At 72.5% G+C, this 16,887-nt stretch carries 15 protein-coding genes; 13 read left to right on the plus strand and 2 right to left on the minus strand.

From position 1 onward, the window contains the following. From BLT23_RS41530 to BLT23_RS39830, 8 genes are all read left to right on the plus strand, one after another. Positions 1-327, plus strand: coding sequence for a hypothetical protein (locus BLT23_RS41530; protein ID WP_245743532.1), 327 nt, complete (start codon positions 1-3; stop codon positions 325-327). Further along, positions 327-1,463 (plus strand): WXG100 family type VII secretion target, encoded by a 1,137-nt coding sequence (locus BLT23_RS03855; protein ID WP_245743548.1) that lies wholly within the window; start codon positions 327-329, stop codon positions 1,461-1,463. The genes BLT23_RS41530 and BLT23_RS03855 overlap by 1 nt, the downstream gene beginning before the upstream one ends. Further along, entirely contained in the window at positions 1,460-2,140 is a 681-nt protein-coding gene (locus BLT23_RS03860; protein WP_090045596.1) for a hypothetical protein, read from the plus strand. Before BLT23_RS03855 ends, BLT23_RS03860 begins: the two co-directional genes overlap by 4 nt. Before the next feature lie 2 nt (positions 2,141-2,142). Beyond that, the gene (locus BLT23_RS03865) at positions 2,143-2,772 is read left to right on the plus strand and encodes a hypothetical protein (RefSeq protein WP_143035810.1); all 630 of its coding nucleotides are present in this window, start codon (positions 2,143-2,145) and stop codon (positions 2,770-2,772) included. A 31-nt stretch (positions 2,773-2,803) separates the two neighbouring features. Beyond that, a complete protein-coding gene (locus BLT23_RS03870; protein ID WP_090045599.1) occupies positions 2,804-3,604 on the plus strand; it encodes an alpha/beta fold hydrolase in 801 nt (266 codons plus the stop codon). Then, entirely contained in the window at positions 3,604-4,812 is a 1,209-nt protein-coding gene (locus tag BLT23_RS03875) for a PP2C family protein-serine/threonine phosphatase (protein ID WP_176946580.1), read from the plus strand. Before BLT23_RS03870 ends, BLT23_RS03875 begins: the two co-directional genes overlap by 1 nt. Before the next feature lie 288 nt (positions 4,813-5,100). After that, positions 5,101-5,475 (plus strand): hypothetical protein, encoded by a 375-nt coding sequence (locus tag BLT23_RS03880; protein ID WP_090045769.1) that lies wholly within the window; start codon positions 5,101-5,103, stop codon positions 5,473-5,475. Next, positions 5,472-5,684: a hypothetical protein gene (locus BLT23_RS39830; protein ID WP_143035811.1), complete on the plus strand. Its 213-nt coding sequence runs from the start codon at positions 5,472-5,474 to the stop codon at positions 5,682-5,684. Before BLT23_RS03880 ends, BLT23_RS39830 begins: the two co-directional genes overlap by 4 nt. A gap of 45 nt (positions 5,685-5,729) precedes the next feature. On the opposite strand, the gene BLT23_RS03885 is transcribed toward BLT23_RS39830, so the two are convergent. Next, positions 5,730-7,019, minus strand: coding sequence for a COG1470 family protein (locus tag BLT23_RS03885; RefSeq protein WP_090045601.1), 1,290 nt, complete (start codon positions 7,017-7,019; stop codon positions 5,730-5,732). 166 nt (positions 7,020-7,185) lie between these two features. On the opposite strand from BLT23_RS03885, the gene BLT23_RS03890 reads away from it, so the two are divergent. From BLT23_RS03890 to BLT23_RS03910, 5 genes are all read left to right on the plus strand, one after another. After that, positions 7,186-7,809 (plus strand): response regulator transcription factor, encoded by a 624-nt coding sequence (locus BLT23_RS03890; RefSeq protein WP_218133619.1) that lies wholly within the window; start codon positions 7,186-7,188, stop codon positions 7,807-7,809. Positions 7,810-7,917: 108 nt separating this feature from the next. Then, the gene (locus BLT23_RS03895; protein WP_090045770.1) at positions 7,918-10,932 is read left to right on the plus strand and encodes a DUF11 domain-containing protein; all 3,015 of its coding nucleotides are present in this window, start codon (positions 7,918-7,920) and stop codon (positions 10,930-10,932) included. A 31-nt stretch (positions 10,933-10,963) separates the two neighbouring features. After that, positions 10,964-11,653 (plus strand): Pvc16 family protein, encoded by a 690-nt coding sequence (locus tag BLT23_RS03900; protein WP_090045772.1) that lies wholly within the window; start codon positions 10,964-10,966, stop codon positions 11,651-11,653. Next, the gene (locus BLT23_RS03905) at positions 11,650-13,677 is read left to right on the plus strand and encodes an ATP-binding protein (protein WP_090045605.1); all 2,028 of its coding nucleotides are present in this window, start codon (positions 11,650-11,652) and stop codon (positions 13,675-13,677) included. Before BLT23_RS03900 ends, BLT23_RS03905 begins: the two co-directional genes overlap by 4 nt. Before the next feature lie 482 nt (positions 13,678-14,159). Next, entirely contained in the window at positions 14,160-15,830 is a 1,671-nt protein-coding gene (locus BLT23_RS03910) for an eCIS core domain-containing protein (protein WP_090045607.1), read from the plus strand. A gap of 199 nt (positions 15,831-16,029) precedes the next feature. On the opposite strand, the gene BLT23_RS03915 is transcribed toward BLT23_RS03910, so the two are convergent. Beyond that, positions 16,030-16,887, minus strand: an 858-nt coding sequence (locus tag BLT23_RS03915) for an IS982 family transposase (RefSeq protein ID WP_090045774.1), incomplete at its 5' end; no start/stop codon positions are given.

Here is a 16,887-nt window from a genome sequence, read left to right on the forward strand (position 1 = left end):
GTGAAGTTCCAGGTCCAGCCGGAGGCGCTGACGGCGTTCGCCGAGGGGAGCGACAGCCTCGCGGAGAAGTTCGGCGCGCTGGCGAAGCTGCTCGAGCAGGCGAGGGTCGACGACCAGTGCTTCGGCCCGATCGGTGACGCGGTCGGGTTGAGCAGCGGCTACCTCAAGAGCTTGCAGGAGTGCCAGCAGCTCGCGACCGATGCGCAGAAGTTCCTGAAGCAGACCGGTGAGCAGCTGCAGGAGAGCTTCGAGGTCTACCGCGGGGTGGACGACGGGATCTCGAAGGCGTTCGGGCAGATCGGCCGGGGACTGGGGAGCGGTGCCTGATGACCGGTCCCGGTACGTTCGCCGACCTCAACGACGCCGGCCAGAAGAACTGGTTCGAGCAGGCGGCCGGTCGTGGCAGCTCCGCCTACAGCGCGGTCTCCGACCTGGCCGACGCCACCTCGCCGCCGCAGATGACCGCCGCCACCATCTCCGGCCGCCTGGAGCTGTTGCAGACGCTGGCGAGCCCGGGACAGGCGTTGCTGGACAACGGCCTGGGCTTCCTGGTCTCCATCGTGCTGAGCCCGTTGATCGAGCTGGCCGAGTGGGCGGTCGGCGACCCCGAGCAGATGCGCGCCACCGGCAAGGGCTGGGAGGAGGTCGCGCGGTGGCTCGACGAGGTCGCCGAGTCGGAGAAGAAGCGCGCCGCGGCCACCACCGGTCTGTGGCGGGGCGACGCGGGTGACGGCTTCCGCAAGCAGGTCACCGAGTTCGCCGGCGGCGTCGAGGCGCTCGCCGAGGACATCCGCGGCCTGAAGCAGACGCTCGACACGATCGCCGAGCTCTTCGACCTGTTCGTCGAGTTCGTGATCGACGTCATCACCGAGCTGATCATCGGCTTGATCGTGCAGTGGCTGGCGGCGCTGGCGGCCTCGTGGATCACGGCGGGCGGCTCCGTCGCGGCGGCGGGCGCGACGACGACCGTGCAGGTCGGCAGCACCGGTGTGCGGATCTCGATGCGCGTGTCGAAGCTGCAGATGAAGCTGTTCCAGGCGGTCAAGAAGATCGAGGAGATGCTGGTGCGCCTGCGCGGCCCGCTGCGCCAGGTCATCAACCGGATGAACGGCCTGCGCGGCGGCAACATGGCCCAGCAGTTCGCCGGCCGCCACCTCGGCTCGAACCCGATCGTCAACATCGTCACCAGGGCCGACGGCACGACGCTCGCCTCGACCACCGCGAACAGGTTCATGCAGGGGGTGACCGGGGAGGGCGCGCTCGCGGGCAACATCGCGCAGACCGTGCTCACCGGCGCGCTCGGCGGCCAGACCAGGATCACCGGCGCCCTGTTCGACGCCGGTGCGAGCGCCGCGGTCGACGGCGCCATCACGTTCGGCAGCCAGGAGGCGTACGACGCCGCGCAGAACACACCGTCGGAAGAGGAGCGCCGCGACGCTCAGGAACGCGGGTTCACCTGGTGAAGCTCCACGGCGTTCTCGCGGTCCGGCAGTCCTGGTGCCGGCCCGGCGAGCCCATCCTGCTGTGCGCCGGCACCGGCAGCCTCGGGTTCGACCTCGCGGGCCTGGACTGGCGGGGCCGCCCCGAGCGGGGTGGCCTGGGAAAGGTTGCCGGTGCCCTCGGCAACGTGGCCGCGGGCGTGGTGGACGCCGCGCTCGCGGGCAGCGGCCCCGAGGACGGAGGAGCGGACACGCCGCACGTCGTGGCGTGGGGGCCGCGTGCCGACGGGATCGCGACCCGGCTGTGCCAGCCGGTGGCCGGCGTCTCCTGGCTGGTGCTCACACCGCACCGGCTGGGCAGGGTCGCGCTCGTGGAGGAACCCGCCGAGCCGGAACCGGAGAAGAGCCTCCTCGGCCGCGTGAGCGGCCTCGCGAAGAGCGCCCGCGACATCTTCGGCGGGAAGAGCCCGTACCCGCCCCATCAGCCGATCGCGACCGCCGAGGTCACGACGGTGGCCGAGGTGGGGCGGGAGCACATCGGCGGAGTTGCTCCGGCTGAACGAAAACTGCCGAGGCAGTACCAGACGCGCGACGTCCACGCCCTGCGGGTGTCGTTCGTGGACGGCTCCGGAGTCGACGTGCTCACGTCGTCCCCCGAGAACGCGCGGCGGTTGCTCGTCTTGGCCAACGGACAGGGGTGACCGTGCCCAGGGACAGGTTCAAGCTCGCGGAGATCGCCCAGAAGCACTGGGTCCGCCCCGGCGAGCAGATCGTGTGGGCGGTGGAGCGCAAGGGACACGTCGGTTCGGCGGGCAAGGCACCGCACGCGCTCGTCGGCGGTGTGCCGCAGGCCGGCCTCCCCGAGCCCGAGTGGCCGCTGCCGACCACCGCGGTGAGCACCGGCCGGTTCAGCATGGACGAGTGGGCGCACGACCCGGCCGTCTGGGGCTGGGCGCACGCCCAAAGCCCTGACCAGATCGCCGTGCGGTGGGCCGACCTGTTCACCGCCGGACGGGACGAGTGCTGGCTGCTGCTCAGCGACCAGCGCCTCGGGCTCGTGGTGGAAGGCGAGGTGCTCGAACCCGGGCGCGGCGGTCTGTTCACGCGCTCACGTGAGCCGAAGCGCGAGGTCGCGCCGTTGGTCACGTGGTGGGAGGCGCCCGTCGGCGCTGCCCGGCGGTTCGTGGCGGTGCCGTTGGGCAGGGCGGTGGAGCCGGAGTGGTTCGTGCGGGTGGAGTTCGCGGACGGCTCCGCGTTCGACTTCCGCGACCCGCGGGCCGAGCAGTCCGTCCGGACGGCCTACGCCAACCTGGGCGGCCACGCCGCGACCTGACTCGCTGCCGGAGGAGTGGCAGGATCATCTGGTGGACGTCGTCAGCAGGAACAACGTGGTCGTGACCGGCAACGAGGCGGGACCGGTCGTTCTGCTGGCGCACGGGTTCGGCTGCGACCAGAACCTGTGGAGACTGGTCGTGCCCTTGCTGGCCGAGACCTACCGGGTGGTGTTGTTCGACCACGTCGGGGCCGGTCTGTCGGACGTGGCGGCGTGGACGGCGGAGCGGTACAGCAGCCTCGACGCGTACGCCGACGACGTGCTGACGATCTGCCGCGAGCTGGACCTGCGCGACGTCGTGCTGGTCGGGCACTCGGTCAGCGCGATGATCGCGGTCCTCGCGGCCAACAGGGAGCCGGAGCGGTTCGCGAAGCTGGTGCTGCTGACGCCGTCACCGCGCTACGTGGACGACGGCGACTACCGGGGCGGGTTCAGCCGCGCGGACATCGACGAGCTGCTCGACGCGCTGGAGGCGAACTACCTGGGCTGGTCGGCGGTGATGGCGCCGGTGATCATGGACAACCCCGGCCGACCTGAGCTCGGGCAGGAGCTGACGAACAGCTTCTGCCGGACCGATCCGGAGATCGCGCGGGTGTTCGCCCGCGTGACGTTCCTGTCGGACAACAGGAGCGACCTGGCGAAGGTCACCGTGCCGACCCTGGTGGTCCAGTGCGCACGGGACGCCATCGCGCCGCGGGAGGTCGGGCAGTTCGTCCACGACCAGGTCCGTGGCAGTGAGCTCGTGACGCTGGACGCCGTCGGGCACTGCCCGCAGCTCAGCGCGCCAGAGGCGACCGCCGCGGCGATCGCGGAGTTCGCGGGAGGCCGGTGATGAGCGGGTCCGGCGGCATCGAGCCGGAGCTGTCGGCCCTGCTGGAGGACAGCGTCGAGGACCTCTACGACAACGCGCCGTGCGGGTACGTGTCGACGTTGCTCGACGGGACCATCGTGAAGATCAACGCGACGCTGCTGCGCTGGCTCGGCCTGGAGCGGGACGCGGTGGTGGGCCGGACGAGCTTCCCCGACCTGCTCACGGTCGGCGGCCGGATCTACTACGAGACGCACTTCGCCCCGCTGCTGCACATGCAGGGCGAGGTCGGTGGCGTCGCGCTGGAGCTCAGGGCCGCCGAGGGCACGCGGTTGCCGGTGCTGCTGACGTCGGCCGTCAAGACCGATGCCGGTGGCAAGGCGCAGCTGATCCGGACCACGGTGTTCGCCGCGCGCGACCGCCGCACGTACGAGGAGGAGCTGCTCCGGGCACGCGAACAGGCGGAGCGCGAACGGGACCGGGCGCAGCGGCTCGCGAGGGTGTTGCAGCAGACCCTCCTGCCCCCTGTCCTGCCGGAGGTGCCCGGCATGCAGGCCGCCGCCTACTACCACCCGGCTTCGCGTGACCAGGTCGGTGGCGACTTCTACGACCTCTTCCCGCTGCCCGGCGACACCTGGGGCTTCTTCCTCGGGGACGTGTCCGGCAAGGGGGAGAACGCGGCCGTGGTGACGTCACTGATCCGGTACACGTTGCGCGGGGCCGCGGTCTTCGACCCGGACCCCGTGAGCGTGCTCGCCCACCTCAACTCCGTGCTCTACCAGGCGTCAGAGGGCAGGTACCCGCGGTTCTGCACGGTCATCTGCGGCAGCGTCCGCCCCGACGGCGACGGCGCCGTGCTGACGCTGGCGGGCGGCGGTCACACGCCCGCCTTGGTGTTCAGGGCGGACGGGACGTCGTCGTTGCTGCACCTGCGAGGCGGGCAGCTCGTCGGTGCGCTGCCCGAGGCGCGCTTCGTGACGGCGGAGATCCGCCTGGGGCCGGGCGACGCCGTCCTGCTCTACACCGACGGCCTGACCGAGGCGCGGACCGGCGCGGACAGCTGGTACAGCGAGGAGGACCTCCGGGACGAGCTCGGCGGCTTGGCACCGGCCACCGCGCCGGGCGTGGTCGAGGCGGTGATCCGGGTGCTGGAAGACCTGGGTGACGGCGTCGAGGACGACACGGCCCTGCTGGCGTTGAGCGTCCCCGCCCTGGACGGCGACCGCGCGTGAGCGCGCACCTGTCAGTCCACAGTGGACTACTGTGCGCTGTGGACCTCCCCGGCCCGCTCTTCTGAGGTTCGAGCGGGATTTCGGCTTCCAGGCAGCGACTGCGCGTCGGCGCGCGGATGGTCGTTCGCGCTGTCGTCAGGGCAGAACACGGGGCAAGGACAGGCAGACCGGGTCGCCGGGCCTTCTCCTGCCCGCGGGCGGCGTGATGGGGTCGGAGGACATCCCTGGTACAGGGCCGATCTTGGGGGCGGGACCCACGTGGTGACCGGCTCCCGCACGGAGGGTGCGATGGACGTGCGGTCCGATGGCGGGACGGGTGACCGGGGCGGTGCCGTCCCGCCCGAGCGGTTCGCGGGCGACCTGTTCCTCCAGCTCGCCCGGCGCGGGTGGCTGGTCCTGGAACCCGCCAGGGCGCAGGGCGTGATCGACGAGCTGGAGCGCACCCTGGACGAGGTGCGGTCGCGGCTGCGCAAGCTGGAGCTGTCGCGCAAGCTGCGTGACGCCGCGGGGGACCAGGTCGCGCCCGACGTCGACCGGATCGTGGTCGACGCGGTGTTCGCCGGGCAGCTCAACGCCGACAGCTGGGAACGGGCGCTGGTCGAGCTGCCCAAGTACATCGAGGCCATGCGGATCGCGGGGCGCAACGCCGGGGAGCCGCGGTGAGCCGGCCGGAACAGGAAGGGCCGGGCACGGCTGTGCCCGGCCCCTCTGTCGTCGAACTCGACCTCGGCAAGCTCGACCTGAGCGTGGAACTGGCGGCCGCGTCGGCCGAGCGGCACCACCAGTTGCTGTGCGGCGACCGCGAGGTGGCCGACCTGCTCGGCGCCTGGATCGACGCGCTGCTGGACGAGTGGAACCGCCGCCGCGGCTGACCGCCTCGTGGGTCGCGGTCTTCGGGAACCGGGCTCGCGGCCCGGTCATCCCCGCGGCAGGTCCGCGAGCGCGCCGCTGACGTTGAGCAGCTGCAGGCAGTTCGGCGCCTGCCGGCCGCTGGCGGGAGTGCCCGGCCGGGCGCAGGTGACGGTCGCGCTCACCGCGGTGTTCTCCGGCACGTCGATCGGCGTCACCCAGTGGTAGTCCTGGTTGCGGAAGGTCTCCAGCGCGATGGTGGTCACCGTGCGTTCGCCGAAGGAGATGGTCAGCACGCCCTCGTCGCCCTGGTGGTTGGCCAGCACGAGATCGGTGATGCGGAAGACCTTCCCGGCGGGCACGACGTAGTTGCCGGTGCCCTGGCCGCCGGTGTTGGTGCGGACCTCGATGGTGCTGGAGCTCTGCTCGCCGCCCCTGGCGTCGGGCTGCCCCGGTTGTCCCGGCTGCTGACCGGTCGAGGGCTGCTCGCCACCCGGCTGTTGTTGCTGCGACGCCTGGCTCTGGGCGGCGGCGGCCTGCTGCTTGCCGACCTCCACCAGTTCCTCGGCACGGTCGTCGGTGGCCTCCCGTGCGGCGCTCTGCACCGCGGGCCGCACCAGCAACAACCACGCCAGCAGCAGGGCCAGCAGCAGTGCGAGCAGTGCCAGCAACCACTTGGCGAACACCGGAAGCTGGAGCAGTTCGCCTTCCAGCTCCTCGGACTGCGTGGCCTCACCGGAGGTGAGTGGTACCGCGGCGGAGGCGGTCGTGGTCAGCCGCACCGGCCAGGCCAGCGGAGAACCGAACCACAGCACCTTGCCGACGCGCGCCCGCACCGGCAGTTCCACCCGTACCCCGGGGTCCACGGTCGCGGGTTCCGCGGGCACGGTGACGCGGAGCTGGTCGTCGGCCTCGGCCGCCACCAGGGCCACCGTCACCGGTGTGTTGCCGTCGTTGTGGACCTCGACGTGGAAACGCGCGCTGCGCCAAGCGCGACGGCGTTCGGGCACCAGTTCGGCGTGTTGCTGGAGGAACGGCTCGACGATGACCGTGGTCTCGGAGACCGACACCGACTCCGGGCGTTCCGCGGGCAGCACGCGCACGCCCAGCGGTATCTCGCCCGCGCGCACTTCCGGCGACCGCGGTGGTCGCAGCAGCACGGTCACCTGCTCGGCCGTGCCGGGGTACAGCGAGAGCCGCGCCGGTTGGACTGAGGTCCACGGTGCGCACTCGCCCACCACCTCGAACTCGTACGCCTCGACTATGTCGCTGTCGTTGCGCACCGTCAGCGTTGTGCTCGCCTCCGAACCGGGCGTGACTACCACGGTCGGGAGACCGAACTCGGTCGTTGTGGTCACCAGTCGAACGTAGGCAGTGCGCAACCCGTTGAGGCAGGGAAGAAAGGGCACACGGGAGGTAAACAAGTGCACTGACGGGCACCGCGGCCGACCACGGTCGGCCGGGATGCGCAGGATGGCCCTACGAGGAACCGAGGCGGTCCGGTTCTCGCCAGGGGAGGCTGTCATGACGAGGATCCCGGTTGCGGTGTACGCCGAAGACCCGGTCCTGCGCACGGGCGTCACGCACCAGTTGCGCCCGCGTCCGGAGGTGGAGGTGCTCGACCAGGGCGACCGCGAGCGCGCGGCGGTGGCGCTGGTCGTGGTGGACGTGGTGGACGAGCCGGCGGCGGCACTGCTGCGGCGGTTGCGGCGTTCGTCGGGCACGCGCACCGGTGTCGTGGTCGGGCGCTTCGACCAGGACGCGTTGCAGACCACCATCGACTGCGGGGTGGCGGCGGTGGTGCGCCGCGCCGAGGCCGACCAGGACCGCCTGGTGGCCACAGCGGTGGCACTGCACAAGGGCGAGGCGGTGCTGCCGGGTGATCTGCTGCGCCGCCTGATGGACCACGTCGGCCGGTTGCAGCGCAGCGTGCTCGACCCGAACGGGCCGACACTGTCCACTTTGACCACTCGCGAGGCGGACATGCTCCGCCTGATCTCGGAAGGCTGTGACACCGCGGAGATCGCGGTGCGGATGTCGTTCTCCGAGCGCACCGTGAAGAACGTGCTGCACGAGGTGACCACTCGCCTCCAGCTGCGCAACCGGGCCCACGCCGTGGGCTACGTGATGCGCCACGGCCTCATCTGAGCGCCGTTGCCCGAACAGCCCACCGGGTCTTCCCCCGTCCTGCCCGGCCGGACCTCCCCGGCGTGCGCCGGATGCGGCGACGATCGGCCCGTGACCGGAGGTGGAACCTTGTCCAGAAGGGCGCGTACCCGCACGCTCGCCGTGCTCGCGGCGGTCGTGGCGGCGTGCGGGGTGACCGTGGTGGTGCGGGACGTCACCGGCCCGGTGGAGGCCGCCGCCCAGCCGGGAGAACCGGTGACCGGCCGCATCGCCTTCGCGGGGACCGAACATCGCAGCCTCGGCTACGTGGCCGACCCGCAGCCGGACGTGCTCAGCCCGACCACGCCCCTGCTGGGTGACGGTCCCGCCCACTACGACGACCACGTGTCCGCCCGCGGCGGCCTGGTGGTGTTCACCAGCCTGCGCGACGAGGCCCGGCCCCAGGTGTACCTGCGCGACGCCGATGGCGGGGTGCGCGCACTGACCAGGGGCCATGACGCGGCGCACCCGCAGCTGTCACCCGACCTGCGGACCGTGGTGTTCGGCTCGCGCGGCGACCTGTGGCTGGTCGGCGTGGACGGCGGCGAGCCCCGTCAGCTGACCGGCACCGCCTCGGACGAGTCGTGGCCCACGTTCTCCCCGGACGGCACGGAGATCGCCTTCTCCGGCGACCGCGACGGCGGCCGGGAGGTCTACCGGATGCCGGTCACGGGCGGAGCGGCCACCAGGGTCACCGACGAGCCGGTCGGCGACGCCACCGAGCCCGCGTGGAACCCGGTCGACGGCCGCATCGCCTACACGCTGTGGACGGACGGCGTGCCGCGGGTGCGGGTGCTCAGCGGCGGTACCACCGGCACGCCGCTGCTGGGCGGCGACCAGGCCGCGTGGCGCGGTCACTGGCCCGCGTGGCTCCCCGACGGCTCGCGCCTGCTGTTCCTGAGCCTGGACCAGGTCTGCACCTGCACGGCGGACCCGAACGCGGTGAAGGTCTACCGCGCCGACACGACTCCCGGCCTGCCGCTCACCGCGCCGCCCGACCTGCTGCTGGGCGAGGACCGGCACCTGAGCTCGCCGAGCTGGCAGGCCGGCGGCGAGCCGCGGCTGCTGGTCTCCCGCACCAGCGCCCCGACCTGGTTCACCGCGACGCTCCAGGACATCCGCCCCGACGGCTCAGACCCGCGCGACCTCGGCGTGACCGTGCTGCGCGAGGACCCCGGGGCGGTCGACGACCCGAACCTGCTTTTCCGGCCGAGGGCCGGGTTCGACCCGTGGGCGACCCGGCAGTCGTACTCGCCGGACGGGAGGCAGATCCTGCTGAGCCGGTTCGAGGACGAGGACGGCCTGCGGGTGCAGCGCCTGTGGCTGGTCGACGCGGACGGGGGCAACCCGCGCCGGGTGCCCGTCGCCGACCGGCAGCCCGCCGACTGGGAGTTCGACGCGGGCTTCTCACCCGACGGCCGGTTCATCGCCTTCGCGCGCCGCTCTCCCGGCGGGGTGCGACCGGACGGCGCCCAGAGCCGGGTCGTGGTCGTCGAGGCCGCCACGGGCGCGGTGGCCGGGGTGCTGCGGCCCCCGCCGGAGGTCTCGGACCAGGAGGACACCCAGCCCGCGTGGTCGCCCGACGGGACCACGCTCGCGTTCACCCGCGGCATCATCAGCGACGGACCCACCGGCGAGGTCCGCGACAACCACATCTGGACCGCGCGCGCCGGGACGCTCGACCAGCAGCGGGACCTGAGCGCGCTGGTGTGCGGCAGCGACTGCGCGGTGACCGACGACAGCCCGGCCTTCAGCCCGGACGGCCGCGAGCTGGTGTTCAACCGCGAGGCCGACGGCCTGCTGCGCGTGGGGCTGACCGGCCCGGTCTGCGAGGTGCTGCTCGGCACCGGTTCGTGCGCCGCGCCGGTGACCGCCCCTGCCGGGCCGTTCCAGCCGCGTGACGCCGCTCCCGCGCCGGACGGCCGGATCGCGCTGACCACGCGGCGGGCCGGGGACGTCCGGTCGCCGGAGGAGCTGGCCGTGCTCGACCCCGGCACCGGGACCCTGGACCGGATCGCCACCCGGCTGCCCGGCAGGCAGAAGGAACCCACCTGGCAGCAGTCGGTCGACCTCGCGGTGGACGCGCCGCCGGCGGCCTCGGTCGACGTGGACCGGACCGCCTCGGTCCCGGTGACCGTGCTCAACCGCGGCCCGGCGGCCTCGCCGGGCACCGTGCTGACCGTGGCCGTGCCCGCCGGGCTGCGGCTGGCCGGGTTGCGCACCTCGGCCGGACCGTGCGCGGCCGAGGAGCCGCGGTGTGACCTCGGCGTGGTGGCCGCGGGCGCGTCGGTCGAGGTGGTGGCCGACGTGGTGGGTGTGGTGCCGGGGCCGCACCGGCTCGACTGGTCGGTGGCGGGCGCGGTGCTCGACGTGCTGCCCTCGGACAACGCGGACGACACCGTGCTGACCGTCGGCGAACCACCGCCGTCCACCACGCTGCCACCACCCCCGACCATTCTCCCGGCCGGTCCCGCGCTGACCGTTGTGGTGCAGCCCAACCCGTCCTACGTGGGCGGCCGGGCGGTGGCGACCTACACGGTGCGCAACGGTGGCGGCTCGCTGGCGACCGGGCTGCGGCTGGACTTCCTGCTGCCGGCGCAGGTGCCGGTCGCCGCCCTGCCGCCGGGGTGCGCGCCGACGAGCTGCGTGCTGCCCGACCTCGTGGCGGGCGGCACCCAGGTCGTGCAGGTGGTGCTCGCGCCCACCGCGGCGGTGCGGACCGAGGTGCGCGGCGTGCTGCGGACCACCGGCACCGACGCCGACCCGGCCGACAACACCGCGGTCGCGCCGATGACCGTGCTCCAGCCGAGGATCGTGGCCGTGCCGCCGATCGGCAAGCCGGGGTTCGTCACCTCCGTGCGGGGCGAGGACTTCCCGCCCGGCGCCCCGGTCCGGCTGAGCTGGACCCCCGGCATCACCGCGGCCGCCGCACCGGCGTTGCCGCGCCAGGACGGCCGGTTCACCGCGCAGCTGCTGATCCTGGCCAAGGACCAGACCGGGCCGCGCACGATCACCGCGACAGGTCCCGGCTTCCGCGCCGTCACCACGCCGTTCCTGGTCGTGGCGGGGTCCATCGGGCCGCCGGACATGGTGGCGCGCAGGTGATCCCGGCTGAGATCCCGAGGAGGTGGTGTCCGTGATCCACGAGGTGGACGAGGCGATCCGGCGGATGCTGGTCGCGGCGGGGGTGCCCGGCGGCGGAGGCGAGCTGTCGTTCGACGCGCCGACCAAGGACTGGGCCGCGCGGCGCAACGCCCCGACGGTCAACGTGTTCCTGTACGACATCCGCGAGGACGTGATGCGCCGTCACGCCGGTGGCGTCGAGAGCTATGACGACGAGGGCGTGCTGATCGGCTGGCGCGGCCCCGCGCGGTGGTTCGAGCTGGCCTACCTGGTCACCGCGTGGACCAACCGGCCGCAGGACGAGCACCGGCTGCTGTCGGAGGTGCTCGCGTGCCTGGTGCGCGTCGAGCGGATGGCCGACGAGTGGCTGACCGGAACGCTGGCGGAGCTGGGCCTGGGGGTCATCCTCAACTCGGCCCAGCCGCCGGACGGACGGGCGACCTCGGAGATGTGGTCGGCGCTGGGCGGTGAGCTGAAACCGTCGATCGACCTGAAGGTCATCGCGCCGCTGGCAGGCGAGTGGACCAAGGCCGGGCCGCCGGTCACCGAGGGCGTGGTGCTGGAGACGGCGGCGCAGTCGGGAGAGCGTTCGCGCCGCCTGCGCTACGAGGGACCGACGACCGCTGACGGGGACGGGTTCGCGGTCACCAGGCCCAAGCCGGTGCCGGGTCCGCGGCGGCGGCGCGGCGGGGCGATCCGGTGACCGGCTCGGTGCGGGTGGCCTCACCCCGTGACGCGGACCTGGAGCACCTGTGGGCGCGGCTGAGCGCCGTCGAGACGCGGGTGAGGCGTGCGGTGGCGGCGCGTCAGGCCACCGATCACGCGCCGGACGACCCGCTCCGCGGCCTGTACCTCACTCCCGAGATGGTCCAGGGGGTGCTGGAGTCTCCGCGGCAACCGCCGCTCCAGTCACCGGACCCCGAACCGGACTTCCCGGCCTCGCGGCTCGCCGTGCTCGCCCGTGACTTCGGCCTGGCACCGGTCGACGTGGAGTTCCTGCTCGTGGCGCTGGCACCGGACGTCGACGCGCGCTTCGAACGGCTCTACGGCTACCTCAACGACGACGTCACGCGCCGCCGGGCGACGGTGGGACTGGCGTTGCAGCTGTGCGGGGAACCGGTCGCGGGCCCGGGGCGGTTCCGCTTCGGCGCCACCGCACCCCTGGTCGCCGGAGGACTGGTGGAGGTGCAGGACCCGGCGGCGCCCGCGCTGTCCAGGCCGCTGCGCGTGCCCGACCGCGTGGTGGCCCACCTGCTCGGGGACGACACGCCCGACCCGGTGGTGGCCGGACTCGCACGGGTAGTGGCTCGTGACGACGCCCCGGTGGCGGAACTGCCGGAACGCCTCGGCGCGGGACTGCGCGCCGGGGTCACGCCGGTGCACCTGCGCGACACAGGTGGGGACGCGGGCCCGATGGCGGTAGCGGCACTGGCCGCCGCCGGCCTGGGGGCGGTGGTGCTCGACGTGGCGGCGCTGGCCGACCGGGAACACCCCGAACTCCCCGCGGTGGTCCGCGAGGCCCGGTTGCGCGGTGCGGGCGTCGTGCTCGGCCCGCTGGAACCCCTGGCGCCGGAACGGGTGCGTTTGCTGCGCGAGCTGGTCGCGCTCGCCGGTGACCTGCCGGTGGTTCTGCACAGCAGGCAGCACTGGGACCCGAGGTGGACCACACGGCCGGTGCTGTCGGTACCGGTGGCCCCGCCGCCGTCGGCCACGCGAGCCGCGTGGTGGAGCCGAGCGCTCGGCGGCGAACCCGCGTTCGCGGCGGACCTCGCGAGCTACCGGCTCGGCTCGCAGGAGATCGAGCGGGCGGTGGCGGTGGCGGGCCACCTGGCCACCGTGGAGGGCGAGCAGATCGGACTGGACCACGTGCGCGCCGGGGTGCGGGCGCAGAACGGCGCCGGCCTCGACCGGCTGGCGAGGCGCATCGTGCCCGCCGTCGGCTGGGACGACGTGGTGCTGCCCGAGCAGACCCGCCAGCAGCTCGCCGAGCTGGTCGTGCGCGCCCGGCACCGCGAACGCGTGCTGGGGGAGTGGCGGATGCGCCCCGGCGGCGGCAGGGGCCGCGGGGTGGTGGCGTTGTTCGCGGGCGAGTCCGGCACCGGCAAGACGATGTCCGCCGAGGTCGTGGCGGCCGAGATCGGCATGGACCTGTACGTGGTGGACCTGTCGACGGTCGTGGACAAGTACGTCGGCGAGACGGAGAAGAACCTGGAACGGATCTTCACCGAAGCAGCGGGCGTGCACGGGGTCCTGCTGTTCGACGAAGCCGACGCCGTGTTCGGCAAACGCTCGGAGGTGCAGAGCGCGCACGACCGGTACGCCAACGTAGAGTCGGCCTACCTGTTGCAGCGCATGGAGTCCTTCGACGGCATCGCCGTGCTCACCACCAACCTCCGGTCCAATGTGGACGAGGCGTTCACGCGGCGGATCGACGTCATCGCGGACTTCCCGGTGCCTGACGCGGAGCAGCGCCTGGCGCTGTGGGACCGCTGTCTCGGCCCGGCCCTGCCGCGGGCAGACGACCTGGACCTGGCGTTCTGCGCCGAGCGCTTCGAGCTCGCGGGCGGGTCGATCCGCGCGTGTGCGGTGACCGCGGCCTACCTGGCGGCGGCCGCCGACCGCCCGGTGGACATGGCCGACGTCGTGGCGGCGGTGCACCGGGAATACCGCAAGCTCGGGAGGCTCGTGCTGGAGAGCGAGTTCGGGCCCTGGCTCGCACGCCCGTGACCGCCCGGCCGCGAACAGCAGGCAACCGCCGCCACGACCGGCAAGAGGGCAAAGCCCGTGCCGCCTCCGGCCCGCACCGGACCGGACCCGTTGGCGGGCAGGCAGTTCGTTCCGACCAGGAGGCCGTGCTGGATCTGGCCGAGTTCTTCGAGTTCCTGGCCACGGTCGAACGCGTGCACACGGGATACGAGACGAAGACCGTCCACTTCAGACCAGTCGTGAACGGACCGAGTACTGCGGGCACGGCCTGTGGTGATGGCGGTGCGACTGGAGAGCGAGTGTGAGCAGTGGCTGTCATCGTCGAGTTGGTCAGGTCTTGCACCGGAGGCAGGCGTTGAAGCGCGATCACGACCACGCCGCGGAGGAGAAGGGGCTGCGTGGCAGCTCGGGCCTGTGTCGAAGTCCACCTCAGGCGCGACTCCCACCGAACGGGACTTCGACACAGCTAGTTCTTCCCTCACTCGCGCGACAGGAGACCAGCGATGCACACCCCTGATCACCGGCATGGCGAAGCGCCGCGGCGCGGCCACCGACCTGCTCCGGCCGAGGCGCGCGACGAGCGCGAACCGAACAAGGTGCTGGAGTTGCAGCGTTTGGTGGGCAACGCGGCGACCAGCCGGTTCGTGGAGTTCGCCCGTCGGGCCGAGGAGGCGGGCGAGGAGCCCGCGGTCCAGCGGTCGAGTGTGGACGAGGTGGTGGCGAGCCGGGGTGACTCGTTGCCCGCCGAGGTGAAACGGGTGGCGGAAGCCAGTTACGGCGACGACTTCTCCGGTGTGAGGGTGCACCGGGACACGGTGGCGGTGCAGTCGGCGAAGGAGTTCGGGGCGCGGGCGTACACGTCGGGCGAGCACGTGGTGATGCCGCCGGGCAGCGACGACATGCACACGTGGTTGCACGAGCTGGACCACGTGCGTCAGCAGCGCCGGGGTGCGGTGGAAGGCACCGATCGTGGTGACGGCGTGCAGGTGAGCACGCCGTCGGACCGGCACGAGAAGGAGGCCGACGCCAACGCCACCCTGGCGCTCCAGGGCTACGCGCCACCCGCCGGCCACCGGCACACCGGTCACGAGCACCAGGAGCACGCCGCGGCGCACTCCGACGACGGCGCGCCCGCCGTGCAGCGATCGCCGGCGACCTGGGCTGAGGAACCGACGATCAAGGCGGTGGAGCAGCTGCAAGCGGGCCGGCCCGGCCCCGGCCAGGAGCAGTCCTTCTGGCCGCCCATCGTCGCCCTGGTCCAGGAGTACGCCTCGCTGAACAGCGGCAACCTCGACCGGCGCCGTGAGGTGCTCACCGCCCTGGAGACCGCGCTCAGCGCCTGGGAGCAGAACCAGTCCACGCGTGGTCTGCTGTCGCTGAACCGGTCCCAGGTCGACAAGAAGCGGCAGGTCATCACGAACCTGCGGGTCCGGATGGGCTGGGAGGACCACGAGATCGAGCTGCTGGAACAGCAGCAGGCCGAGCAACCGTCGCGCACGCCGTCACCGGCGCAGGGCGAGGTGGAGACGGGCAGCACCCGCTCGGCCTCGCCGGCCCAGGAGTCGTCGGGCGACGAAGAGCCGATCGCCGCGGTCGAGTTCGCGTCGGGCAAGCCGTCGCAGCTCCGGCGACGCCTGGAGAACGTGCCGGCCCTGCCGGACAGCATCAACGTCCACGCGCACTTCACCGACGACGGCAACCTCCAGTCGATCAGGATGGAGGGCCTGCGCCCCGGTGCCTCGGAGGGGATCGGACTGGCCCCCGAAGCAGGGGGCGGACCGGACCGGACCCACACCTACGTCGTGTCCGGTTCGCCAGACGCGCTCCAGTACGTGACCGGGGAGGCCGGTGACGGTGCGGTCGGTGTCATCAGCTCGGGTGTGAACTTCGACCGGGACGCCAACTACAGCGGCGGCGCCTACCGGTACGCCGGTTCGATGGACCCGGTCCGCCGCGCCGGCCGGCAGGCGGGCGGCGGGCCGTTCTCCTTCCCGTTGCCCGCCTCCGCCAAAGACCGGCAGGGCATCCACACCTTCGTCAACGCCGCGCTCACCGCGGCGGGGCAGCAACCGATCTCCGAAGGGCAGGCGTACGAGCGCCTGCTGGCGCATCTGTGGCGTCGCATGCCGCTGAACATGGCCGATGCCGTGACCGCCGCTCTCCAGGACGTCTAGCTCTCCAGGACGTCTAGTGGTGTGGCTCGCGACGTTGCCGGTGGAATTCGCGTTCAGACGGGCGGATCGTGGTGCCGCCCCCACGTCTTCGTACTGGTTGTACGGGGGCGTGGGGGCGGTGCCGCGAGGCGTCCTGCTGAGCGTGGATTACGCCGCCCACGTCGCGTGACGCACCACTAGATGATTGATTCCTGGATCTTCAGTGGTCGTAGGCGATCAGTGAGCGTTTGACGGGTGCGTCGATGATCCAGTTGTGCCAGATCGCGGCGGCGAGGGCGAGCATGCGCTGGGCGACGCGGGCGAGCACGCCGTGCGGGGTGCGTGCGCCGTGTTGTTCGAGGGAGAGTTGTCGTTTGGCGGTGTTGATGATCGATTCGATGCGTTGCCGGATCATCGACAGGTTGCCGTGGCGGCGTTTCTCGTCGCGGCGGTCGGGGCGCACGAACGTGATGCCCAGCTCGGTCATGTCGCGTTCGAACTCGCGTCCGGCGAAGCCCTTGTCGCCGATCACCACCACCCCGGCGGGAAAGGCGGCCAGATCGCGGGCGTGGGCCAGCAGCTCGGCGCCGACCTCGCGTTCACCGAGTTTGGGATCGGCCAGGCACCACACGACCGGCATGCCCTCCAGGGTGGTGACCAGGTACAGCTTGAGGCCCCAGTAGAACCGGGAGTGGGAGGCGCAGTAGCCGTAGCCGGCCCAGCCCGCCAGGTCGGAGCGTTTCACCGTCTCGCGTGAGGTGCCGCAGGGCAGCGGGGTGGCGTCGATGAGGCGGAGCTGGTCTGCGTGGGACGGCACCGCCGCGGCCATCATGTGGATCGCGCGCAGGATCAGCGGTGTCGCCGCGGTCAGGCGTTTGTGGTAGCCGGGCTGGTGCGGCAGGTACGGGAACAGGTGCCCGAGCCTGCCGTAGGCGAAACGCAGCCAGTGGTGCTGCGACGGGAAGCCGAGCAGTACCTGGGCCACGGCCAGGCACAGCAACTCCGCGTCGGAGAGCTTCTTGCGCCGGCCGGGACGTCTGCGTTCGGGTGGTGTCAGGTGGTCATCGCAGAACACGTA

Source organism: Lentzea fradiae (assembly GCF_900100955.1).
GTDB classification, from domain to species: Bacteria; Actinomycetota; Actinomycetes; order Mycobacteriales; family Pseudonocardiaceae; genus Lentzea; species Lentzea fradiae.